21 protein-coding genes and 1 riboswitch are annotated in these 22,251 nt (G+C 59.4%); of the genes, 7 read left to right on the top strand and 14 right to left on the bottom strand.

Annotation, left to right across the window (positions count from 1 at the left end; translation table 11 throughout):
* Nucleotides 1–4 precede the first annotated feature (4 nt).
* Nucleotides 5–1,018: a GTP 3',8-cyclase MoaA gene (moaA, locus tag Q672_RS22450; RefSeq protein WP_022984684.1), complete on the bottom strand. Its 1,014-nt coding sequence runs from the start codon at nt 1,016–1,018 to the stop codon at nt 5–7.
* A 171-nt stretch (nt 1,019–1,189) separates the two neighbouring features.
* Between moaA and Q672_RS22445 the strand changes: the two genes are divergently transcribed.
* Complete coding sequence (locus tag Q672_RS22445; RefSeq protein ID WP_031226154.1) at nt 1,190–1,678, top strand: FKBP-type peptidyl-prolyl cis-trans isomerase; 489 nt, start codon at nt 1,190–1,192, stop codon at nt 1,676–1,678.
* A gap of 68 nt (nt 1,679–1,746) precedes the next feature.
* On the opposite strand, the gene Q672_RS22440 is transcribed toward Q672_RS22445, so the two are convergent.
* The 10 genes from Q672_RS22440 to Q672_RS22395 form a co-directional block, all read right to left on the bottom strand.
* On the bottom strand, nt 1,747–3,807 hold the full coding sequence (locus Q672_RS22440) for an alkyl/aryl-sulfatase (RefSeq protein WP_022984682.1): 2,061 nt from the start codon (nt 3,805–3,807) through the stop codon (nt 1,747–1,749).
* A 252-nt stretch (nt 3,808–4,059) separates the two neighbouring features.
* Complete coding sequence (locus Q672_RS22435) at nt 4,060–5,529, bottom strand: cobyric acid synthase (RefSeq protein ID WP_022984681.1); 1,470 nt, start codon at nt 5,527–5,529, stop codon at nt 4,060–4,062.
* Nucleotides 5,530–5,776: 247 nt separating this feature from the next.
* Entirely contained in the window at nt 5,777–6,388 is a 612-nt protein-coding gene (gene cobO / locus Q672_RS22430; protein WP_031226152.1) for a cob(I)yrinic acid a,c-diamide adenosyltransferase, read from the bottom strand.
* A gap of 22 nt (nt 6,389–6,410) precedes the next feature.
* Nucleotides 6,411–7,739, bottom strand: a complete 1,329-nt coding sequence (locus Q672_RS22425; RefSeq protein ID WP_052017481.1) for a cobyrinate a,c-diamide synthase — start codon at nt 7,737–7,739, stop codon at nt 6,411–6,413.
* Between the two features lie 14 nt (nt 7,740–7,753).
* Nucleotides 7,754–8,518 carry an ABC transporter ATP-binding protein gene (locus Q672_RS22420; protein ID WP_022984678.1) on the bottom strand — a complete coding sequence of 255 codons (765 nt, stop codon included), beginning with the start codon at nt 8,516–8,518 and terminating at the stop codon, nt 7,754–7,756.
* Nucleotides 8,518–9,429 carry an iron ABC transporter permease gene (locus Q672_RS22415; protein ID WP_052017482.1) on the bottom strand — a complete coding sequence of 304 codons (912 nt, stop codon included), beginning with the start codon at nt 9,427–9,429 and terminating at the stop codon, nt 8,518–8,520. Before Q672_RS22415 ends, Q672_RS22420 begins: the two co-directional genes overlap by 1 nt.
* A gap of 55 nt (nt 9,430–9,484) precedes the next feature.
* Nucleotides 9,485–10,375, bottom strand: coding sequence for a cobalamin-binding protein (locus Q672_RS22410; RefSeq protein WP_022984676.1), 891 nt, complete (start codon nt 10,373–10,375; stop codon nt 9,485–9,487).
* Nucleotides 10,376–10,425: 50 nt separating this feature from the next.
* Nucleotides 10,426–12,258 (bottom strand): TonB-dependent receptor domain-containing protein, encoded by a 1,833-nt coding sequence (locus Q672_RS22405; protein WP_022984675.1) that lies wholly within the window; start codon nt 12,256–12,258, stop codon nt 10,426–10,428.
* A 111-nt stretch (nt 12,259–12,369) separates the two neighbouring features.
* Nucleotides 12,370–12,583: riboswitch (cobalamin riboswitch) on the bottom strand.
* Nucleotides 12,584–12,747: 164 nt separating this feature from the next.
* Nucleotides 12,748–14,247, bottom strand: a complete 1,500-nt coding sequence (locus Q672_RS22400; RefSeq protein WP_022984674.1) for a flavin-containing monooxygenase — start codon at nt 14,245–14,247, stop codon at nt 12,748–12,750.
* A 253-nt stretch (nt 14,248–14,500) separates the two neighbouring features.
* Nucleotides 14,501–14,833: a hypothetical protein gene (locus tag Q672_RS22395; protein ID WP_022984673.1), complete on the bottom strand. Its 333-nt coding sequence runs from the start codon at nt 14,831–14,833 to the stop codon at nt 14,501–14,503.
* Between the two features lie 124 nt (nt 14,834–14,957).
* Here Q672_RS22395 and Q672_RS22390 point away from each other — a divergent pair, with 124 nt between their 5' ends.
* Entirely contained in the window at nt 14,958–15,194 is a 237-nt protein-coding gene (locus tag Q672_RS22390) for a hypothetical protein (protein WP_022984672.1), read from the top strand.
* Nucleotides 15,195–15,399: 205 nt separating this feature from the next.
* Nucleotides 15,400–15,639 carry a hypothetical protein gene (locus tag Q672_RS22385; RefSeq protein WP_022984671.1) on the top strand — a complete coding sequence of 80 codons (240 nt, stop codon included), beginning with the start codon at nt 15,400–15,402 and terminating at the stop codon, nt 15,637–15,639.
* Here the strand turns inward: Q672_RS22385 and Q672_RS22380 are convergent.
* From Q672_RS22380 to nudE, 3 genes are all read right to left on the bottom strand, one after another.
* Complete coding sequence (locus Q672_RS22380; RefSeq protein WP_022984670.1) at nt 15,636–16,529, bottom strand: alpha/beta hydrolase; 894 nt, start codon at nt 16,527–16,529, stop codon at nt 15,636–15,638. The genes Q672_RS22385 and Q672_RS22380 overlap by 4 nt on opposite strands.
* Nucleotides 16,530–16,651: 122 nt before the next feature.
* Nucleotides 16,652–17,467: a 3'(2'),5'-bisphosphate nucleotidase CysQ gene (gene cysQ, locus Q672_RS22375; protein WP_022984669.1), complete on the bottom strand. Its 816-nt coding sequence runs from the start codon at nt 17,465–17,467 to the stop codon at nt 16,652–16,654.
* 68 nt (nt 17,468–17,535) lie between these two features.
* Nucleotides 17,536–18,081, bottom strand: coding sequence for an ADP compounds hydrolase NudE (nudE, locus tag Q672_RS22370; protein ID WP_022984668.1), 546 nt, complete (start codon nt 18,079–18,081; stop codon nt 17,536–17,538).
* Nucleotides 18,082–18,143: 62 nt separating this feature from the next.
* Here nudE and yrfG point away from each other — a divergent pair, with 62 nt between their 5' ends.
* The 4 genes from yrfG (at nt 18,144) to Q672_RS22350 (ending at nt 22,023) form a co-directional block, all read left to right on the top strand.
* Nucleotides 18,144–18,797, top strand: a complete 654-nt coding sequence (gene yrfG, locus Q672_RS22365) for a GMP/IMP nucleotidase (protein ID WP_022984667.1) — start codon at nt 18,144–18,146, stop codon at nt 18,795–18,797.
* A gap of 25 nt (nt 18,798–18,822) precedes the next feature.
* The gene (locus Q672_RS22360) at nt 18,823–19,209 is read left to right on the top strand and encodes an RNA-binding S4 domain-containing protein (RefSeq protein ID WP_022984666.1); all 387 of its coding nucleotides are present in this window, start codon (nt 18,823–18,825) and stop codon (nt 19,207–19,209) included.
* Nucleotides 19,210–19,257: 48 nt separating this feature from the next.
* A complete protein-coding gene (gene hslO, locus Q672_RS22355) occupies nt 19,258–20,112 on the top strand; it encodes an Hsp33 family molecular chaperone HslO (protein ID WP_022984665.1) in 855 nt (284 codons plus the stop codon).
* A 366-nt stretch (nt 20,113–20,478) separates the two neighbouring features.
* Nucleotides 20,479–22,023, top strand: coding sequence for a phosphoenolpyruvate carboxykinase (locus Q672_RS22350; RefSeq protein WP_022984664.1), 1,545 nt, complete (start codon nt 20,479–20,481; stop codon nt 22,021–22,023).
* Nucleotides 22,024–22,251: the final 228 nt, after the last annotated feature.

Raw genomic sequence — 22,251 nt, 5'->3', positions numbered from 1 at the left:
GTATTTAACCGCCGGTCATATTCATGAATCGTACCAGCTGCTCCCCCGGATCCAGGGTGAAGTCATGCCGCTCGGGCTTGATGGCCATGGCATCGACAATGGCATTGCGAAGGGGGGTATCGTCGTCCGGGTGGGCTCGCAGCACCGCGCGCAGGTCCACGCTGTGCTCATGACCCAGGCACAAAAGCATACGCCCCTCAGCGGTGATCCGCACCCGATTACACAAATGGCAAAAGTTTTGTGAGTGAGGGGAAATAAAGCCAATGCGACTGTCACTTCCCGGCACCTGCCAGTAACGTGACGGGCCGCCGGTTTTCTCCGCCAGCGGAACCAGATTCAGCCTTTTCGACAAGTCATCTCGCAGCTCCTCGGAGGACACGAACTCCAGCCCCCGATCATGCTCGGTAATCTGCCCCAGCGGCATCTCCTCGATAAACGCGATATCCAGCCCTTTCTCCAGGGCGAAATCCACCAACGCCGGCACCTCGTCGTGATTGCGCCCACGCAAGATAACGCTGTTCAGCTTGATCCGCTGGAAGCCCGCCTGTCGCGCCGCATCAATGCCTCTGAGCACCTGCGCCAGATCGCCGGTGCGGGTCAGCTCGCGAAAACGGTCCGGGTTCAGGGAATCAAGGCTGATATTGATACGATCCAGCCCGCCAGCCTTTAGCTCATCCGCAAACCGGTCCAGTCGCGAACCATTAGTGGTCAGATTGAGTTCACTCAGCCCCGGGATTGCACCAATGTCGCGCACCAGGTGCGCCACATCCTTGCGCACCAACGGTTCCCCCCCAGTGAGGCGAATGCGTTTGACCCCCAACGCCACCAGCACCCTCGCCAGTCTCCCCATTTCTTCCAGGGTCAGCACCTGCGCCCGCGGCACAAAGGTCATGTCCTCCGCCATGCAGTACACACAGCGAAAGTCACAGCGGTCGGTGACCGACAGCCGTACGTAGTCGATGGTGCGTCCGAAACGGTCCTCAAGGACCGGGGACGAAGGGGAATCCGGATGCGTCATGACCCCTACTTTAGCAAACCCCATGCCCGACCGTCGTGGCCGCGTTTATCGGTTCAGCGGCCCCCCGGTTGGTCAGCCCCGCCGTGCTGTTGTTAGAATGGCCGTCTTTCCGGGTGTAGGGGCGTTGTCATGGCCCTGCATTCCAAATTCATCTACCCCAAAAGGGTTTCCATGCAAATCTCTGAAAATGCCGTAGTGTCCATCCACTACACCCTGACCAACAACGCCGGCCAGACCATCGACTCTTCTGTCGAGCGTGGTGAACCCCTGGCCTACCTGCACGGTGCCGGCAACATCATCCCGGGCCTGGAAAAGGCGCTGCTGGGCAAGCAGGCTGGCGACAAGCTGGATGTGACCGTCACCCCGGAAGAAGGCTACGGCGAGCGTCACGAACAACTGATTCAGCAGGTGCCGAAAACCGCCTTCGAAGGCAACGAAGACAACCTGCAGCCGGGCATGCAGTTCCAGGCCCAGACCGAAGCCGGTCCGCGCATCTTCACCATCACCGCTGTGGAAGGCGATGAAGTCACCGTAGACGGCAACCACCCGCTGGCCGGTGAGACCCTGAACTTCGCCGTAGAAATCACCGAAGTACGCGAAGCCTCAGCCGAAGAAAAAGAACACGGCCACGTACACGGCCCGGGCGGTCACGATCACTGATCGTTAATAACGACACGCCATAAAAAAGGCTCCTGAGAAGGAGCCTTTTTTGTCATACCAAAGCGCGGTTACGGTGTGACGATGTTGAACCAGAACTCGAAGTCATCCAGGCAAGACACCAGTTCCGTCAACGTGGCCTGATCACCCTCGACCGTCACCTCACCATCTTCAACAGCTTGTTCCAGGGTCGTTTCCTGAAGCATAAACCCATTCAGGGTATCGCGGGTCATGCTGATCGTGGCATCCGCTTCATCAAACTGGCGCCCTTCACTGTGATTCAACACGCCGTTGACCATTTCCACGGCAAACTGCTTGTCCTTGTCAGTAAACACGAAGTTCAGCTTGAGATGTTTTCCTTCCGCTTTTTCGGTATTCAGACGCACGCCAAGAAAGTCAAAGAACAGGCTTTCATCCATGGCTCGCACCGTATCCGGGCTAGCAGTGTTCGGCGTTGGCAACTGGGCCACACCATTACGCAGCTCCTGGGCACCACTCAGATAGAAGTTACGCCACGGGCCGCTTTCTGCCTGATACCCCATCTGTTCAAGGGCGTCGGCCTGCAGGTTTTTCGCTGCCTGATTATCCGGGTCTGCAAACACTGCATGGTTAACCACTTCAGCAACCCAACGGTACTCGCCTTTCTCGTAGTACTCGCGGGCCTTGTCCAGCAAGGCATCCACACCCCCCATCATGTCCACGTAACGCTTGGCGGCATCCGCTGGCGGTAGCTCATTGAGGGTAGCCGGGTTACCGATGAACCAGCCCAGGTACATGACGTAAGTGGCTTTCACGTTGTGATTGATGGAACCGTAATACCCTCGATTGGAAAAATTCCTGGCAATGGCATCCGGCACTTTGATCTGCTCGGCGATTTCCACCATGGTGTAGCCCTGATTGGCCAGCCGCAGGGTTTCATCGTTGATGAACCGGTACATATCTCGCTGTGTGCTGATATGCGTATTGACCTTGTCCTTGCCCCACACTGGCCAATGGTGCATGGCGTACATCACTTCCACTTCATCACCCCACATATCCAGCGCCTGATTCAGATACTTGGACCAGGCCAGCGGGTCACGGATCTTGGCACCGCGCAGCGAGTAGGTGTTGTGCAGCGTATGCGTCGAATCTTCAGCAGTATTGAGCGCTTTCTTTTCCTTGATGTAATAGAGCATCTCGGACGGCGCCTCAGAACCTGGCGCATTCAGAAACTCATACGTCAGCCCGTCAATCTTGTGGACTTCACCGGTCTTTTCAATGATTTTGGTGGGAGGAATCAGAGTAACCGTACCGGCCGAGGTGGTGGTCCCCAACCCGGCGCCTACTTGACCTTGCGGGCTGGGCGGCAGCAGGTTGCCATACATGTAACTGGCGCGGCGACTCATGACATTACCGGCCATCACATTCTCGGCAACAGCGGCATCCAGGAAGCCCACCGGGGCGTAGATGTCCACCTTGCCCGCGTTGACATCCGCTTCATCGACCACACCACGAACGCCACCATAGTGATCCACATGGCTGTGGGTATAAATTACAGCGACCACGGGTTTTTTCGGGCGATGCTCGTAATAGAGGTCCAGCGCCACCTTGGCGGTTTCTGCAGATACCAACGGATCCATGATGGTCAGGCCTTTCTCGCCTTCCACAATCGTCATGTTGGACAGGTCGAGATTACGAACCTGATAAATCCCGTCGGTCACTTCAAATAAACCGGAAATATTCAACAACTGGGATTGGCGCCACAGACTCGGGTTAACCGTTTCCGGTGCTTCCGAGCCTTCCTCAATAAAATCATACTTGGCCGGATCCCATACCGGATTGCCCTCTTCACCCTTGATCATTTCCTTGGGAAGCGGCGCGATGAATCCCTTATGGGCCAGCTCGAAAGACGTGTTATCCGAGAACGGCAAGTACTCTTTCAGGGCCTGATTGCTATCCTTGGTGGCTGCTTCAGCGGGCTTGGGCCCCTCCTTTTCTCCGGCGCCGGTGTCTGTCTTTTCCGCCGTAGCCGCATCGCTGGTTACTGGCGCACCCGTATCGCCGGATTGCCCTGCGGTTTGATCACCGTCATCACCGCAGCCGGTCAACACCAGACTGGCAGCAAGAGCGGAATAGAGTAATACGCTTTTCATGGCTGCTTCCCTATCAACAATTCCATTAACAGGATCCCCTGTCGGCCACGCCGGACAATCGTCCTGATCATCCATCATCACCAACTAACAAAGATGAGTAAAGTTCAGAAAGAAAATCACTTAGCGCACCAGCCCTGGCGTTTTCCTGCATAACCCTCACAAAAACAGTGCCTTTTCGGATTGCGAGGGAGAGACAAGCATAGAAAGAAGCGATGTCAGGACGATGAAAATGCCGGGAGGCAACGGGGGTCCCTACCAGGGGCCAACATCGCCGGCGGGACGGCCAGCCTTTGCCAGTAGCAAGGCCATATCCATATGCCCCTCCAGCATGTCGGCCAACCGATCCAGCTGCTGCTCGCGATGCATGACGTAGTCAACACTCGCGTTTGCATCCAGACCTGCCCAGGCAAGCAGGGCATCGGTACTTTGCGGCGAATCAAACAGGCCATGGAGGTAGCAACCCATGACGGCGCCGTCGTCGGAAACGGCACCATCCTTATAGCCATCCAGCTGCAGCATAGGTGACTGCAGCGCTTCGCCCTCCGTGACGCCATTATGCATTTCATAACCGCGAATGGGCGTACCGGCGAGCAGCAATTGCCCCTGCACATTGCGTAGCTGCTTGCCGGGTACCAGTCGGGTTGTCATGCCCAGCCAGCCCAGTCCTTCACTGCTGCCGGCGGGTCCCTCCAGACCATCGGGGTCATCAATACATTCCCCAAGCATTTGAAAGCCACCGCAAATGCCCAGCAGCTTGCCGCCGTAGCGAAGATGCCGCGCGATTTTACTGTCCCAGCCCTGCTCACGCAGGAAGGCAAGATCCGCACGGGTGGCCTTGCTGCCGGGGAGAATAATCAGGTCGGCATCGGGCCAGGGGGCACCCATTTTCACAAAGGTCAGCTGCACCTGCGGATGCACACGCAACGGATCGAAATCATTGTGGTTACTCATCCGCGGCAACATCGGCACCACGACCTTGAGCGCACCGACGCCATGGTCACCCCGTTCATCAACGGCGTCTTCCGCGTCCAGAGTAAGCCCATGCAAATAGGGCAGCACCCCGAAAACCGGTTTGCCGGTGCGCGCTTCCAGCCAGTCCAGGCCACCCTGCAATAGCGACAGATCGCCCCTAAAGCGGTTAATGACAAATCCCAGCGTGCGCCGTTGCTCGCTTTCCGACAGCAGATCCAGCGTACCGGTGAGATGAGCAAAGACACCGCCGCGATCAATGTCTGCCACCAGTATCACCGGGCAATCCACCATCTCGGCAAAACCCATGTTGGCAATGTCGTTGTCACGCAGATTGATTTCCGCCGGACTCCCCGCCCCTTCCACAATGATCACATCAAAACGGGACGATAAATCCTGCCAGGCCGCCAGCACCGCATCGCGCGCCGTTTTTTTATAAGCGTGATAATCCAGCGCCTGCATATTGCCCAGCACCTGACCTCGAATAATTACCTGCGCACCCATATCGGTCTGCGGCTTGAGCAACACCGGATTCATGTCACTATGCGGTTCAACACCACAGGCCAACGCCTGCAAAGCAGTAGATCGCCCGATCTCCCCGCCATCCACCGTCACCGCACTATTGAGCGCCATGTTCTGTGGCTTGAACGGCGCCACCGAACACCCCCGCCGCGCAAACCACCGACACAACGCCGCCACCACTGTGCTCTTCCCCGCATCAGAGGTGCAGCCCTGAACCATCAAACTCAGCATGGCGAAGACCCGGAGTTGAAAGTTGAAAGTTCAAAGTTGAAACGCGATACGGTGCCTCCCGTAATCACAGCGACGAGGCCGCACCCAGACATCAAGCCGCGATCGCAGCCCCAAATAAAGGCACTACTTTGTGCTTTTTTTATTTTTAAACTTTGAACTTTCAACTTTGAACTTCCCGCCACTACTTCATACCTATCCGGTTCGGGTTTTCGCTATTCACTGTTAACTGTTAACTGTTAACTATTCACTAAAGTTCGATGCCCTTCTGCGCCCGCACCCCCTGATCCTTGAACGCATGCTTCACCACTTTCATTTCCGTGACGGTGTCGGCCAACTCAATCAGTTCCTTGGGGGCATAGCGTCCCGTCACCACAGCATGCTGCATGGCAGGCCGGTTTTGCAGATCATCCAGCACCCGGTCCAGGTCGAGGTACTCGTAGCGCAACGCGATGTTCAGTTCGTCCAGCAAAACAAGATCGTAGCGGTCGTCCTTGAGCATCTTCGCGGCGATATCCCAGGCGGCATTGGCGGCGGCCACATCGCGCTCGCGGTCCTGAGTGTCCCAGGTGTAACCTTCGCCCATGACGTGATAATCCACGTTGGGCAGGTCTCGAAAAAAAGCCTCTTCGCCGGTGCTGAATGCGCCCTTGATAAACTGCACCACCCCCACCTTCATGCCATGCCCCAGCGCCCGTGCCACCATGCCAAAGCCGGAACTGCTCTTGCCTTTACCGGGGCCAGTGAGCACCAGCAACACACCCTGGTCCTTGTCCGCATTGGCGATGCGTTCACGCATGATTTCCTGTTTTTTGGCCATCCGCCACGCGTGGCGCTCCTGGCTTTTCGGGTCTGGTTTCATGAGGTGCCCCGTTGTCTGTGAATTACGATGCGGTCAACCGACCGGTAAAAATATCTGCCACCAGCGAGGGGGCAGACGGGAAATAACCGTGGAAGAAGCTGGCCAACAGATGGCCTTGCTGATAGATCGCTTCTCCCCCGGTGCCGGATTGTTTTTCACTGTGCCAGGTGGGTGGCAATGCGGTGTCCACCACGGCGTGATGAAAGGTGTGGCCGCGTAGCTGAACACCGCCATGATGCCAGGCGTGCATGCCCAGCCCCTGTAATTTCCGGGTCAGGGTGGCGGTACCCGGCAGCAAACCGAATCCGGCATGCTGGCGCCCCTCACCGTCCACCAGTGTTGTCAGGCAGGCCATCAAGCCACCGCACTCTGCCAGCAGGGGCTTGCCCGCCTGGTGGTGCGCCTGCAAGGCATGGCGCATGGCGACATTGTTCGCCAGCGTTTCCCCGTGCAGTTCCGGGTAACCGCCCGGTAACCACACCGCATCCACGGCGGGCAGGCCGCTGTCCGCCAACGGCGAGAAGAACACCAGCTCCGCCCCCATGGCGCGCAGCAGGTCCAGGTTGGCGGGATACAGGAACGCGAAGGCCGCATCCCGCGCGATGCCAATGCGGCAGCCCGCCAGCAGGGCAGGCACGGGTTCCGGTGGCGGTGCGGAAAAGTTTACCGGCGCGGGCAACCGCCCCAATCCGGCCTGTTCAAGTACTGCGGCCGCCTCATCCAGCCGAGTCTCCAGATCGCTCAATTCTCCGGCCTGCACCAGACCGAGGTGTCGCTCAGGCAGGGTCATTGCTTCATGGCGGGGGATCGCCCCCAGCAGCGACAGGCTCGCGGGCAACCCTTGCGCCAGCAAGGCCGCGTGACGGTCACTGGCCACCCGGTTGGCAATCACTTCGGTCACCTGCAAGGCCTCACGGTACCGGGCCAGCCCCAGGGCCACCGCCCCGAAGGTCTGGGCCATCCCCCAGGCATCAATCACCGGAATCGCCGGGATCCCCGCCAGCACCGCCAGATCGGCACTGGACGGCGTGCCATCGAACAGGCCCATGGCCCCTTCCACCAGAATCAGGTCTGCCTCGCTGGCCGCCCGGGCCAGCCGCCAGCGGCATTCCTCTTCACCGGTCATCCAGGGCTGCAACTGATAGACCGGCGACCCGCTGGCTACCTCCAGCACCATGGGGTCCAGATAGTCCGGACCAAATTTGAACACCTGCACACGCCGGCCGGCGTTTCGATGCAGCCGTGCCAGCGCCGCCGTCACCAACGATTTTCCCTGTCCCGACCCCGGCGCGCTAATGAGGGCAGCAGGGACCGTTGCCTGAAAAGCGGAAGCGGGAGAAGTCGTGGCCATCACAGGGGGCCCTGTCATGCCGGCACGAATACCGGCTTACCGTTCACAGTGAACACCGACAGACTCTGATCATAGAGGCGCTCCAGCGCCTCGGGCACCAGCATGGTATCCGCCGGGCCAAAACACAGCTCCCCGTCGGGATAGAGCAACAGAATGTGATCACACCAGCGCGCGGCCAGATTGAGGTCATGCAGACACAGGAACACCCCCGCACCGGCCTCCGCCTGCTGGTGCAGCAGCTCCATCACTGCCACCTGGTGATGCAGGTCGAGATGGTTGGTAGGCTCGTCTGCCAGCCAGATCCCCGGTTGCTGGGTGAGCGCCGTGGCAATGGCCACCCGCTGACGCTCGCCGCCGGACAGCGTGCTGACCAGCCGATCTTTCAAGGTAGACAGTGACAGCGCATCCAGCGCTTGATGGGCCAACCGCACATCGTCCGCGCCCTCGCGCTGCCAGGGCGACAGAAAGGGGTGACGGCCGATCAGCACGGTCTCCAGCACGGTGGCAGGGAAACTGTCCTGTCGCTCCTGAAACACCACCGCCAGGGTCTGCGCCAGGGTCCGTCTGCGCAGCACTGCCAACGGCTCGCCATCGACCAGCACCGTGCCGGAGCGCGGCGGCCGCAACCCGGCCAGGGTATGCAGCAAGCTGGTCTTGCCCGCCCCATTGGGCCCCAACACTCCCCAGCGTTGCCCGGGAAGGATCCGTACCGTCAATGGATCGCCACCCTGCCTGCCGGGAATATCCACCACCAGCTCCCGGGCTTCGAGTACGCTCATCAGCGGCTCCGGTACAGAAGGAAGAGGAAGGTCGGCACCCCCAACAGCGCCGTGATGACGCCCACCGGCAATTGCTCCGGGGCCATCAGGGTGCGCGCCAGGGTGTCGGCAAAGGTCAGCAGGGCGCCGCCCGCCAGCACGCTGGCCGGCAGAATGATGCGCTGATCGTTGCCCAGCACCAGCCGCAGCATATGCGGAACGATCAACCCCACAAAACCGACACTGCCTGCGGTGGTCACCGCCACCGCCGTGAGCAGGCTGGCCAGCCCATACACGCCCCACTCCAGCGGCTTGACCGCCACGCCCAACGCCGCCGCCTGTAACGGCCCGCGGGCAAGCACGTTCAGGCTGCGCCCCAGCGGCAGGGTCAGCAACACCGCCGGCACCAGCACCAGCCAGGCCACCTGTGGCGAATCCGCATAACTGAGGTCGCCCATCAGCCAGTACAGCATGCCGGGCAGTTTTTCCGTGGGGCTCAGTGTCAGCATGAAGGTAATGACTGCCCCCCAACCAGCAGCAATCACTACCCCGGTCAGCAACAACCGGGTGGGCGTCCAGCTGCCTCGCCCCTGGGCCAGACCAAACACCAGCACCGTGGACAACAACGCTCCTGCAAACGCCGAGCCCGATACCAGCACCGCCCCAAACCCCAGCAGCATGGCCAGCAACGCCCCCACTGCGGCACCGCCGGAAATCCCCAGCACATATGGGTCCGCCAGGGGATTGCGTAACAGCACCTGCATCAGCGCCCCGGCCAACGCCAGCAAGCCGCCGGTGGCAAACGCCGACAGGGCACGGGGAGCACGCAGGGAAAACACCAGGGTGTCATGCAGGGCATTACCGCGCCCCAGCAGTACTGCCCACAGCTCTTGCAGCGACATGGAGACACTGCCCACCGACAGCGCCACCATCAACGCCAGTAACCCGGCCAGCCCCAGTGCCACCAACGCCGACAGCGGCCGGCGACTAGTGGCGGGCACGGGCACTCTCCAGGTGGCGGCACAGGGTGCGGGTACCCGCCAGCATCTGCGGGGTGGGCCGCTGCAAGGTGGACGGTGCCACAAAGAAGAGGTTGCCTTTCTGCACCGCCAGCAACGACGGGAAGGCTTTCCAGGGAGTCAGCCAGGCCGGGTTATCTTCCCCCATTCCGCCCGCCACGATGGCCTGGGGATTTTTTTCCAGTACGGCTTCACGACTGATACGCGGGGCCAGGGCGCCGAGCCCCCCGAAGACATTGACGCCGCCACAGATGCGAATGGCTTCACTGATCAGGTGGCTATCGTTGACTGTCATCAAAGGGTCGTCCCAGACCTGATAGAACACCGTCACCGGAGCCGCGTCGGCATAACGCTCCCGCAGGGCGGCAATGCCGGCTCGAAACCCGTTTGCGGCACCCTGGGCGACCAATTCGGTACCTGCCAGCACCCCAAACCGTTCCAGCGTGGCGCTCACATCCTCGAACTGCCGGGGCTCACTGATGTAGACCGGAAATCCCATGTCCTGAAGTCGCGCCACATCCCCCATGGGGTTACCGCTTCGCCAGGCCACGATCAGGTCCGGTTTGAGTGCCACGATGGCCTCCAGATCCAACCGCTGGTAGCTCCCCACCCGGGGCAACTTCTGCGCCGCTGGCGGATAATCACTGAAGCTCACCGCGGCGGCCAGTTGCTCACCAGCCCCGGCGGCAAACAGCAATTCGGTGGCACCGGGGGACAGGGCAATGATGCGGCGCGCAGGCTGCTTCAGACAGACCTGTTGACTTGCATCGTCCTGCACACACAGCTGGGCCATCGCCGGTAACGGCAAGCCAAGCAGTATCACCAAGCCAATCAACATCGTTCTGCGAAACGTCATCATCACCCTGCAGTCAAAGGCGGAGAGATATGGTGTCTCCGCCGCTCAGTTCGTTATGGGGTATCGTAGCTGACACTTACCATTACGGAACGCCCGGCGTTGAGATAGTTCCATCCGCTGAAGTTCTGGGCGGTGGCATATTCCTTGTCGAGTACGTTCTCGACGACCACGCGCCCGGTCCAGTGCTCGGCAAATTCCCAGCCCGCACGCAGATCCAGCAGACCGAAGCCGGACAGACGCTGGGTGTTGGCCGCATCGTTATAGCGGTGACCCTGGAAGCTGGCGGTTCCCCCCAGGGAGAACTGGCCGATCTGGCGATCCACATCCACACGGCCCATACGCTGGGCGCGGCGGGCGATGATGTTGCCCGTCTCTTCGTCTTCCGGCTTGAGCGCAGAAAGCGCCAGCTGTGCCCGCCACTGCTGCCATTCCAGGCCCATGGCCAGTTCGCCGCCTTCCACGGTAGCCTTGGCCACATTGAAGGACGAACCGCGGCTGGCATCGTAGCTGATCAGATCGTCAATATTGGTGCGATACAGCGCCGCATCCCAGTACCACACACTGTACTGGCCGCGCACACCCAGCTCACCGGTTTCGGAGGATTCCGGTTTCAGGTTCGGGTTGCTGTAGTAGAACGGCGGTGAGTCCGGGAAGTACAGGTCATTGAAGGTCGGTGCCTTGAATGCAGTGCCATAACTGGCGCGGAGACGGTGATGGGTATCCAGCTTGTAGCCCACCGCCGCCGCACCAGTCACCTTGCTGCCAAACGCATCGTTGTCGTCATGACGCAGGCTACCCTGCAGATCCAGCGCACCGAAATTCAACAGCGCCTGCCCGAAGACCGCTTTGTTGTCGCGACGGGTTTCATCGTAATCGTTGGAGCTGGTGATTTCGTCACTCTGATATTCGCCTCCCACTATGAACTGGTGGTCACCTGCCACCAAAACGGTCTGCAGGTTTGCGGTACGAGTGCGGGTATCGAAGATGCCATTGCTCAGACCGTCATCGAAATCTTCGCTTTCATCTTTCGCTTCGCTGATCAGGGCCTTGACCTGCAAGCTGTCGCTCAGCCACAGGTCCCCTTTCACCCCGGCCACCTGCAGCATGTAATCGATCTCACGCTGGTCTTCCGGGGTACTGCCTTCGTATTCGGTATTGCCTTCGGTACGGAAACCGAACACCCCCACGCTCCCCTTGTCGCCAAACTGGTGGCTGAGCTTGAGCAATCCAGAGGCATTGTCATAACCACGGTCGTCACTGTTTTCTCGCAGCTCGGTGCCATCGGTATCAAAGTAATTTGCGCCTACGGTGGCCGTGGTGCCGCCGTGACGGATAGAACTGCCGGCGCCCAGATTCCAGCTGTCGAAACTGCCTCCGCCCATGTTCAGCCAGGTCCCTTCATCACGGGTAAAAATCTGTACTACGCCTCCCACGGCATCCGCACCGTAGAGACTCCCCCGCGGCCCACGCACAATTTCTACCCGCTGCATCATTTGCGGAGGCAGGTACTGCCAAGCCGGGCTCCCGGCGGTCGCCGAACGCAGACGCACTCCATCTACCAGCAGCAATGTGGCATCACTTGACGTCCCGCGAATGAACACGCTGGCATTCTTGCCAAAGGAGCCATTGCCCGTGGTATCCACACCTGGCTGCCCTCGCAGCAGGTCAGCCATGTCTGTGGGCTGCTGCTCGCGTAGCGTCTTTTCATCGACCACGGTCACCGAAGACAACGACGCATCGGCCGTTCGGCTGGCGAGAGTGGGTGTGACTACCACCGGATCCAGCATGGCAACCCGGGTCGGGCTATCCGTCGATTGAGAGAGTGCTGCCAGCGGCAACAGGGAAAAGGAAACGGCTGCACCGGCAGCAAGAAAGCGAAACGTCATGGAAGTGATCCCCTCTGCCGTGCCCACCCGCACGGCCTGAATTCAGCCGCGGCAGACACAACATGGGGTTGGCGATAGACACGCCACGATTCCCCGCCATCGCCCGCCGCAACGCCTGGTTCCAATTCGGCCGGTCTCCGGGCTGATGAGCGAGGGAGCACCTCTCGACAATCGCCTTCCCATGCATCACGCACAGTGGCACTTCGACTATCGTTGACTCAATCACCGTTGCGGGGGCAGCGTCGGATTTCACCAAATGGCATCACCGACTTCCCGTTTACCCCACCCTGTATTCAGGGCGGGCACCGAAAAGGTGGCGCGAAATTACCAATGGTGAAGGGATTTGGCAATCAAAAGCCGCCAACTTGAGAGCAACTCATAACGAGTTGAGCGAGATCCCAGTCTCTATCCTGAACGCCAACAGTGCGATGAACCCAAAAAAGGCCACCCTGTTTCCAGGGTGGCCTTTTGATCTTGCCGGATCGGTGATCAGGCTCCCAGCAGGGAGGCCACCAATCCTTTTTTCCTGGCCGGCTTACGGTCAGAAAACTCCAACACGCCGTCTTCGATGGCACCGGCTTTCAAGCGCGGCAGATCGTAGAAGTAGTTCTGCACCACCTGCCACGGCTGGCGGGAGCCCTGGCGTGGCAGTTCGTTGGTGGCGCGCTGAATGTAGCCTGACTGCATTTCCAGGAAGTTGTTATCCGTCTCACAGCCTTCGTTGTCACGCGGGGTGGCCACCTGGATTCCGGTCTTGTCCATGTGATTGAGCAGGCGACAGACATATTCGCACACCAGATCCGCCTTCAACGTCCAGGAGGAGTTGGTATACCCGAAGATCAGCGCCATGTTCGGCACATCCTTCAACATGGCACCTTTATAAACCATGGTGTCCTGCGGATTCACCGGCTGACCATCAACGGTTCCCTGGACACCACCCAGCATCTGGATGTTGAGGCCAGTGGCCGTGACGATAATGTCCGCCTCCAGCTCTTTGCCGGACTTCAGCAGGATGCCTTTCTCGGTGAAGGTGTCGATATGGTCGGTGACCACTTCCGACTCACCCTTGCGCAGGCTCTTGAACAAATCGCCATTGGGCACTGCACACAGACGCTCATCCCACGGGTTATAGCTGGGACGGAAGTGGGTCATATCAAAATCATCACCCAGTTGACGACGGGCGGCCGCCAGCAGAGCACGGCGCACCAGCTTCGGACGCTGCTTGGCCAGCTTGAATATCATCCGCTGAAGGCCAATATTGCGTGCACGCGCTAAACGATACACCGCCATCTCCGGCAGGAAACGGCGTAGCCCGGCAGAAATGGGATCCAGCTCTGGCACGGTGGCTACGTAGGTTGGCGAGCGCTGCAGCATGGTGACTTTCGCCCCAAGCTTGGCCATGGCCGGCACAAGGGTGACCGCGGTGGCACCAGAACCGATTACCACGACCTTCTTGCCCTGACATTGCAGATCCTCGGGCCAGTGCTGCGGATGAATGATCTGCCCCTTGAAGCTGTCTTCCCCCGGGAAATCCGGGCGGAAACCCTGATCGTAGTTGTAGTAACCGGTACAGGAGAACAGGAAGTTGGCGGTAAAGGTTTCGGACTCACCGCTATCTTCATGGGTGGTTTGCACCGTCCAGCGCTTGTCGGCACTGGACCAATCGGCGGTCATGACTTTGCGTCCGAAGCGGATATGGCGGGTTACCCCGTATTCCTTTGCGGTGTCTTCCACGTAATTGCGGATGGATGCGCCGTCAGCAAGCACCTTGGACTCCGTCCAGGGACGGAAGCTGTAGCCAAGAGTGAACATATCGGAGTCTGACCGGATACCGGGATACTTGAATAGATCCCAGGTGCCACCAATGCGCTCGCGGCGCTCGATAATGGCATAGGTATGATTCGGGCACTTGCGGGTCAGATGGCACGCTGCACCAATACCGGAAAGGCCGGCACCAATAATCAGGACATCAAAATGGTTGTTGGACATATCGTTTACCTCTGGCTACAGGCTGCCTGGTTTCAGCCGCGCAAACATTGACATTGGTCAATGTCACAATTAACAGGGATCCAGAATAGCCGTACCGGCCAGTAGGTAAAAGCCCCGAACGGGACAGTCGATTGGCTGTGGAGCCCGAATTCCGTGCCGCTGCGGACCGTGAACGGGGGCAGGCAGCGAAATTACCGGGGTTGGAAGGGGCAATCGGGCGGTCAAATCAGGCCAGCCGGCTGTCGGACAAGACTCAATAACGTCCCTGATTCTGCTCCAGGCACTCCAGTCGGTAGGCTTCGGCCATGTAGCCAAGCAAACGACGCTGGTTGTCATACTCCGGATAAGCCCATAGTCGCCGGTCGTTTTCCACACGACGAGGCTGGTAGCTGAGACCCCGTCGACGAAGCAGGCTATCGGCCAGGGCATCTCGCTGCCCAGCACTCAAACTACTGCCCAATTGACGAACGCACCCCTCATAACCGGATATCAAGGCAAACTGCTCCAGCGAATAATGGAACTGCCCCCCAAACACCACCGCCGGCAATAACACACACAAGATCACGCACCTGTATCTGTGCTTCATCTGCCTTCCTTCCCTGATAAAAGGCAATGCCTCTTGCCTCGATAGCCAGTACGCATTGCCTGTTCTCTGCAGCCAGTGTTACTTTCTGTAACGAAAGATACCCAACCGCCTACAGGTAGCTCCCATGCCGCTCAGTGACTGGTTAAACTTTGCTACTCTGCACCCTTGGCTTGTGGCCCCATTCTCTCTGGCCCTGCTGTTGAGCATCCTGATCTGGTTCGGCCGCCTCCCGCAAAGCACCACCAATGTGCTCATCGTCGCATTCATTTTGCCGTCTATGCAGCTGGGGCTGCTGGGCATTCTGGTTTTCAGTGCCAACGAATCACTGGCCGAATCCCTGGTCGCCTTGCTGCCCTCTTAACAAGGAGGTCTATTTTTTCATATTTTTTATTCTTTCTTTTTCATAAAGAAAGTGGCACGTGAGATCCAATCTCGCAATCCCCTTATGAAATTGTGACCAGGGGCACACTGGCACCCCGAAAAGCTCCTGCATACTGCGCGGGACTCTCTGGGGGGAGAGTCCTGACCGCCATGACAAAAACAATAAAAGGAAGGGGATAGGAATCATGGAACTTGCCACTCTCTGGACGGTGCTCACTGAACACCCCTGGCTTACCGTCCCTCTGACGTTCTCCCTGCTACTGTCGATCCTGCTATGGTTTGGCCGTATTCGACAACCTGCTGCCATCAACCTGATCGCCATCGGCCTGATCATGCCCTGCATCAACCTGAGCATGATTGCCACCAGTGCGGTGGTCGCCTCTGACAACTTGACCGGCAGCCTTTTGTCTCTGCTTGCCGGCTAAGCCTCGCCGGACAACCCTGCCAGAAACGCCAACTGATCCTTCAGGCTGACAGTGCGCGGGTCGCCTTGATAAACATCAAAGTGGCCCACCGGATAACGTTTTACCGTGGGTTGCGCCATAGCCAGCACGGCCTTTTCTGCTGACGAAGCCGGGGCTACGGTATCTTTCTCACAGATCAGTACCAATGCCGGGCAAGTTACCTTGCTGGCCTGCATAACCGGACGGAACAACGGCAGTACCAACGCAATGCGCGCAGCCACCTCGTTAGGCACCTCACCGGGCATCAGGGCGGTATACCCTTCCCAGGCATCATGGCTGCTCATGGCCGCCAGCTCCCCCGGTTTCCCGGCAGAGGGAATCAGATAAGGCTCCATCCCAATCACACTGCGGGCCACATCCAGGAGCCCCGCCCCGCTCATTTTCAACGCCTGACCGATGCCCGCATAGCGAACCACCTCCAACACCGATGCCAATCCGTCCATCATCGGGCACTGGGCTATAATGCCGGCGACCGGTTCTCGCCCCGCTACAACCGTCACCAGCCCACCGCCGAAAGAAGTCCCCCAGAGCACAATACGCTGGTTATCCACCTCTGGCTGCTTGCGCACACAGGCCAACGCGGCCTGCCAATCTGCCACCTCCCGGTTGGGTATCAGCACCTGCCGAGGCACGCCCTCACTTTCACCAAAATGTCGGTAATCAAACAGAAAAACCGCGTAACCGGCTTCAACAAACGCATCCCGAAACGGATCCAGACCACAGGCCTTGGTCAGGCCAAACCCGTGCCCCATGACCACCGTCAGAAAGGGCCCCTTCCCGGAAGGAAGATAAAGATCACCGCGACAGGACTGGCCCGCGCTGACAAATCGCAGCTCACGCTTTTCACTCATGGCTTGCTCCATATTCAGGGCAGATAACACTGCTATCCACAGAGGCCACAGAGTTCACCGAGCAAAGGAAAAACGAGGGGCTCTTCTCTGTGCTTTCAGTGAGCTCTGCGATGCACAACCTCTTAACCTTCAATTGCAGGGGCGATAAAACGCCATTCTTCTACGCTCTGGCCCAGCACCAGGAAGAACGGGTTAAGAATATCTTCCTTGTTGTACTGTAAAGGTTCGAATGCGGTATTCACCACCACACCGCCAGCAGCCGTCACCACTGCATGGGCCGCAGCGGTATCCCATTCACTGGTCGGCGCCAATCGCGGATAGATATCTGCGCTGCCTTCGGCCACCAGGCACAGTTTCAGCGATGAACCCATGGAAGCACGCTCCACCTCGCCCACTTCTTCACGAATGAAGGCTTCCAGTTTTTCCACCGCTTCACCGCCATGGCTGCGGCTGGCCACCATGACCACCGGCGTTGTTCGGGCACGACAGGCAATCGTTTTACGCTCACCGGCATCTTCCTTGAAGGCGCCTACGCCTTCCCCCCCCAGGTAGGTCACGCCTGTCACCGGCACATGCACCACCCCCAGCACCGGAGTGTCGGCGCGAACCAGCGCAATATTCACCGTGAATTCGCCATTGCGCTTGATGAATTCCTTGGTGCCATCGAGCGGATCCACCAACCAGAACTGCGGCCAGCCCTTACGCTCGGCATAAGCGATATCACCGGATTCCTCAGAGTAAACAGGGATATCCGGGGTCAGCGCCTTCAGGCGTGCCTCAATAATTTCATGGGCAGCCTTGTCGGCCTCGGTAATCGGTGACTTGTCATCCTTGGTTTCCACGCCCAGGTCATCCCGCTCGTAGACCTCAAGGATGGCTTGTCCCGCCTCGCGGGCGATATCGGCAAGGGGGTTCAGCAGGGCAGTAAAGTCGGTCATTCCAGATTTCCTGTCATTCAGATTTTGGCAAGCCTTGCGCGGCTGACACCGCGTCTACAGCTTAATATTCAACGCGTTTCCAACAACCGCCTGGTCATCAGCAACGCTGCGATCACACGCGCCTCGGTCACATCATCCCGCTCGATCAGTCGATCCAGCTCAGAGAGCTTCCAGGGCACCACTTCCAATTCCTCAGGCTCGTCGCCAGGCAGGGATTCCTCATACAGGTTCTCGGCCAGCACCACCTTGATACGGTGCCCCATGTATCCCGGCGACAGGGTCAGTTCTTTCAGCAGGGTAAGCTTGCGGGCGCCGTAACCGGCCTCTTCCTTTAATTCCCGGTTGGCTGCATCGCGCCAATCCTCACCATGCTCATAAGCTCCCTTGGGCAAGGTCAGCTCGTAGCGTTCAGTACCGGCACCGTATTCACGGATCAACACCACCGTTTCCTCATCGAGCAGCGGAACCATCATGACCGCCGCGATTGGCGGCGTACGCAACCGTTCATAGGTGCGTTCCACCCCGTTGCGGAAGCGCAAATGCAGCTCCTCAATCCCGAACAGACGACTCTTGGCCACCAGCCGGGTGTCGAGAATCTCCGGTTTCTCATCCATAATTACCTCAGAACGACGACGCCTTCCGGACGGCAAGACTAACCCGAACCCGCAGGAAATTCATGATTGACTGGCATTCTGTCGACACTGTGTTACTGGATATGGACGGCACCCTGCTGGACCTGAGCTTTGACAACTGGTTCTGGCAACGCCATGTCCCCGAGGCCTATGCCCGCCAACTGGGCCTGCCCCAGCAGGAAGCTGACCGCATCATCCACGACTGGATTGCCAGCCATCAGGGCACTCTCAACTGGTACTGCCTGGATTTCTGGACTGCTGAGCTCGGGCTGGAAATCGCCCGCTTGAAAAGAGAGGCCCGTGACCGCATCTCGGTGCGACCCGGAGCAGAAACCTTTCTGCAGCGATTGCAGGAGTCCGGCAAACAGATCGTCATGGTGACCAATGCCCACCGCGACGCCCTGGACGTGAAGCTGGAACAAACCGGCATCGACCGTTATTTCCATGAGCTGGTATCCAGCCACGACTATGGCCACCCCAAGGAAGCCCAGTCGTTCTGGCAGCATTTGCAGCGACACTTGCCGTTCGACCCGGCCAAAGCGCTGCTGGTGGATGACTCACTGCCGGTGCTGCACAGCGCTCAGCTATACGGTATCGGGCAACCGGTCAGCATCTTGCACCCGGATTCCAGCCTGCCACGGCGCGAGCACACCGACCCGTTTGTGGCCATTGATGACTTTGCGTCGGTACTTCCCTGAATACACCGGCCTGACAGAGAGACGGATGGAAAGCGTACGCATTGATTCCTGGCTGTGGGCCGCCCGCTTCTTCAAGACCCGCACCCTGGCCAAAACCGCCATTGAGGGCGGCAAGGTTCATATCGACGGCAGCCGCACCAAGCCCAGTAAGGCGGTGCAGCCCGGTCAGACCGTTACCATTACCAAGGGCACTGAACATTTCGAGGTCATCGTTCGCGACCTGAGCAGCAAGCGCGGCCCGGCCAAAGTGGCCCAGACCCTCTACGAGGAAACCCCGGAGAGTGTGGCCAAACGGGAAATGAACAGCGAACAGCGCAAACTGGCCCGGGCAGCCGCAGCCGCCCCCGACCATAAACCCAGCAAGAAGGAGCGCCGGGATATCCAGCGCTTCCGACGAGACAATCTGGAATAACCTTTTCGCGGCGGCCTCCCCCGTGAAAACCCGACTCAGGACAGCAACATGCAAGACCACAAGCAGCGCTTTCTTTTCCCCGACTCCGACATCCGCGGAGAACTGGTACAGGTAGAAAGCAGCGTCAGCCGGATTATTGAAGGGCACAACTACCCACTGCCCGTGCAAGGGCTGATCGGTGAAGCCGTGGCCGCCGTGGCCCTGCTGGCCAGCACCCTCAAGTTCAAGGGGCGCCTTGCCCTGCAGGCTCAGGGCCATGGCCCGGTATCCCTGCTGCTGGCCGAATGCACCAATGAGGGCGAGCTGCGTGCCGTGGCCCGCCACAGCGAGGGTCAGGACTGGAGCCAGGGCGATATCCGTACCCTGATCGGCGACGGCAACATGGTGATCACCATCATTCCCGAGCAAGGCCAGCAATATCAGGGCATCGTCCCGCTCACCGGCGACACCCTGGCCCAGTGCCTGGAAGCGTACTTCCGGCAATCCGAGCAGCTGCCCACCCGGCTGTGGCTGGCCAGCGGGAACAATCGCGCCGCCGGACTATTGCTGCAGCGCCTGCCCAACCAGCTGGCCGGCACCGATGCCAACGCCCAGATGTGGGAGCACCTTGAGGCCCTGGCCACCACCCTGACGCTGGAAGAACTGCTCAATCTGGACGACCAGACCATCCTCCATCGCCTGTTCCACGACACGCCGCCCCAGCTCCCGGAAGCCCAGGCCCTGCAATTCGGTTGCACCTGCACCCGCGAACGCAACCGTAACGCCCTGCTGTCCCTCGGCAACCTGGAACTGCAGACCCTGCTGGACGAAGACGGCGAGGTCACCCTCACCTGCGACTTCTGTCGCCACCAGGAAACTTTCGATGCGGTGGATCTGGCGGAGATGATCCGGGAAAGCAGTTAACAGCTAATAGTGAACAGTGAAAAGCGACGCGAACCTCGTCCAGGGGTTCCCAGCCTCCGGAGGCCGCGCCCACTCATCGGCGCGGCCTCCGGCATTTCAGGGCCTAACGGCCCAAAACCGCGCACTATTCACTGTTAACTGTTAACTATTCACTTCCTTTAGCGCGTGACCCATCAGTCCGAAGGGGAATCGCCACTAATTCTCTTTTCTGGCATAATCGCGCGCCTGTGCTGACTGGTGGGGTCCCATCAGTCCCTTTTGGTCTTGCCCGGTGGCAGTCACGGGCACGAGACCGGCACTGTTACCCGCAATGCGAACCCGGTGTGGCACACCTCGCCCACCACGGCTACGAGCCCAGGAATGACCATGACCGACCCGATTGTTTATAACGACCTCAGCCCGGCCCAGCTGGTAGAGCTGGCTGTCCAGCGCAACGAAGGCCGCCTGTCCGATACCGGCGCCCTGGTAGTGGAAACCGGCCACCGCACAGGTCGTTCCCCGATGGACCGTTACATTGTCGATGAGCCCAGCACCAGCGAGCACATCCACTGGGGCGCCATTAACCGCCCGTTCCCCGCTGACAAGTTCGACGCCCTGTGGGACCGTGTCGCCGCCGCCACCGCGGAAACCGACACCTTTGTTTCCCACCTGCACGTGGGTGCCGACGCGGATCATTACCTGGCCGTAAAAGTGACTGCGCAAACCGCGTGGCACAATCTGTTCGCCAATACCATGTTCATCCGCCCGGAGAAGTACAATCCGCGCAGCAAGGAAGAATGGCAGATCCTGCACGCCCCGCAGTTCCAGTGTGAGCCGGAGCGTGATGGCACCAATTCCGATGGCTGCGTGATCCTCAACTTCGCCCAGCGCAAGATCCTGATCGCCGGCATGCGTTACGCCGGTGAAATGAAGAAAGCCATGTTCTCCGTGCAGAACTTCCTGCTGCCGGAAAAAGACGTACTGCCGATGCACTGCTCTGCCAACGTGGGCGAAGACGGCGACGTGGCCCTGTTCTTCGGCCTGTCCGGCACCGGTAAAACCACCCTGTCCGCCGACCCGGCCCGTTATCTGATCGGCGACGATGAGCACGGCTGGGGCAAGGATGTGGTCTTCAACATCGAAGGGGGTTGCTACGCCAAGTGTATCGACCTGAGCCAGAAGAACGAGCCGGTTATCTGGGATGCCATCAAGTTCGGCGCGGTACTGGAAAACGTCATCATCAATGACGAAACCCGCACTGCCGACTATGCAGACGTCTCCCTGACCCAGAACACCCGTGCGGCCTACCCGCTGGAAAACATCGACAAGAAAGTCGACGAAAACCGTGCCGGTGAGCCCAAGCACATCATCTTCCTGACCTGCGACCTGACTGGTGTTCTGCCGCCTGTCTCCAAGCTGTCCAAGGAAGCCGCGGCCTACCACTTCCTGAGTGGCTACACCGCACTGGTGGGCTCCACGGAAATGGGCTCTGGTGGCGGCATCAAGAGCACCTTCTCTACCTGCTTCGGCGCACCGTTCTTCCCCCGTCGTGCCGGCGAATACGCCGAGCTGCTGATTAAGCGCATGGAAGAATTCGGCTCTACCGTCTACCTGGTGAACACCGGCTGGACCGGCGGCCCCTACGGTGAAGGCGAGCGTTTCAGCATCCCCACTACCCGTGGTGTGGTCAACGCCATCCTGTCCGGCGAGCTGGACAATGCCGAAACCGAGCACCTGGACATCATCAACCTGGACGTCCCCAAAGTCGTCCCCGGCGTCGACAGCAACCTGCTGCAGCCCAAGAACACCTGGGCCAACCCGGAAAACTACGAAGCACGCGCCCGCGACCTGGCCGAGCAGTTCGAAAAGAACTTTGCCGACAAGTACGCGGATGTGTCCGACGAGATCCGCGCCGCTGGCCCCAAGGCCTGAGTGGTGTGAATCGCTGAAAAAGCCCGCCACCGGCGGGCTTTTTCATTATCGCCCGGCACACAGACCCGTGTGCACGGGAAGATAGGGAATTTTCCGGTCTGGACCGAAGCACCACGCTGGCTCAGACTTTGCATTTCCGGCACAGGGAAGGTCTGCGCCGGCCGCCCCACAAGGGCCTGCCTTTGAAGAATAATTCAGAAACGACACATGAATTTGACTGGCTGCTCC

The organism is Alcanivorax sp. P2S70 (genome assembly GCF_000475295.1).
Lineage (GTDB): Bacteria > Pseudomonadota > Gammaproteobacteria > Pseudomonadales > Alcanivoracaceae > Alcanivorax > Alcanivorax profundi.
Note: the sequence above shows the minus strand (reverse complement) of the source record. Positions and strands in the feature narration are given on the sequence as shown.

What these genes read in the sequence shown, in the direction of transcription:
- Q672_RS22420 (WP_022984678.1), bottom strand. Translation starts at nt 8,518, where the DNA reads ATGAGCGTACTCGAAGCCCGGGAGCTGGTGGTGGATATTCCCGGCAGG.
- Q672_RS22440 (WP_022984682.1), bottom strand. Translation starts at nt 3,807, where the DNA reads ATGAAAAGCGTATTACTCTATTCCGCTCTTGCTGCCAGTCTGGTGTTG.
- Q672_RS22445 (WP_031226154.1), top strand. Translation starts at nt 1,190, where the DNA reads ATGCAAATCTCTGAAAATGCCGTAGTGTCCATCCACTACACCCTGACC.
- Q672_RS22410 (WP_022984676.1), bottom strand. Translation starts at nt 10,375, where the DNA reads ATGATGACGTTTCGCAGAACGATGTTGATTGGCTTGGTGATACTGCTT.
- cysQ (WP_022984669.1), bottom strand. Translation starts at nt 17,467, where the DNA reads ATGACCGACTTTACTGCCCTGCTGAACCCCCTTGCCGATATCGCCCGC.
- hslO (WP_022984665.1), top strand. Translation starts at nt 19,258, where the DNA reads ATGCAAGACCACAAGCAGCGCTTTCTTTTCCCCGACTCCGACATCCGC.
- nudE (WP_022984668.1), bottom strand. Translation starts at nt 18,081, where the DNA reads ATGGATGAGAAACCGGAGATTCTCGACACCCGGCTGGTGGCCAAGAGT.
- Q672_RS22415 (WP_052017482.1), bottom strand. Translation starts at nt 9,429, where the DNA reads ATGGTGGCGCTGTCGGTGGGCAGTGTCTCCATGTCGCTGCAAGAGCTG.
- Q672_RS22350 (WP_022984664.1), top strand. Translation starts at nt 20,479, where the DNA reads ATGACCGACCCGATTGTTTATAACGACCTCAGCCCGGCCCAGCTGGTA.
- Q672_RS22395 (WP_022984673.1), bottom strand. Translation starts at nt 14,833, where the DNA reads ATGAAGCACAGATACAGGTGCGTGATCTTGTGTGTGTTATTGCCGGCG.
- Q672_RS22385 (WP_022984671.1), top strand. Translation starts at nt 15,400, where the DNA reads ATGGAACTTGCCACTCTCTGGACGGTGCTCACTGAACACCCCTGGCTT.
- Q672_RS22435 (WP_022984681.1), bottom strand. Translation starts at nt 5,529, where the DNA reads ATGCTGAGTTTGATGGTTCAGGGCTGCACCTCTGATGCGGGGAAGAGC.
- yrfG (WP_022984667.1), top strand. Translation starts at nt 18,144, where the DNA reads ATGATTGACTGGCATTCTGTCGACACTGTGTTACTGGATATGGACGGC.
- Q672_RS22405 (WP_022984675.1), bottom strand. Translation starts at nt 12,258, where the DNA reads ATGACGTTTCGCTTTCTTGCTGCCGGTGCAGCCGTTTCCTTTTCCCTG.
- cobO (WP_031226152.1), bottom strand. Translation starts at nt 6,388, where the DNA reads ATGAAACCAGACCCGAAAAGCCAGGAGCGCCACGCGTGGCGGATGGCC.
- Q672_RS22360 (WP_022984666.1), top strand. Translation starts at nt 18,823, where the DNA reads ATGGAAAGCGTACGCATTGATTCCTGGCTGTGGGCCGCCCGCTTCTTC.
- Q672_RS22425 (WP_052017481.1), bottom strand. Translation starts at nt 7,739, where the DNA reads ATGGCCACGACTTCTCCCGCTTCCGCTTTTCAGGCAACGGTCCCTGCT.
- Q672_RS22400 (WP_022984674.1), bottom strand. Translation starts at nt 14,247, where the DNA reads ATGTCCAACAACCATTTTGATGTCCTGATTATTGGTGCCGGCCTTTCC.
- Q672_RS22390 (WP_022984672.1), top strand. Translation starts at nt 14,958, where the DNA reads ATGCCGCTCAGTGACTGGTTAAACTTTGCTACTCTGCACCCTTGGCTT.
- Q672_RS22380 (WP_022984670.1), bottom strand. Translation starts at nt 16,529, where the DNA reads ATGAGTGAAAAGCGTGAGCTGCGATTTGTCAGCGCGGGCCAGTCCTGT.
- moaA (WP_022984684.1), bottom strand. Translation starts at nt 1,018, where the DNA reads ATGACGCATCCGGATTCCCCTTCGTCCCCGGTCCTTGAGGACCGTTTC.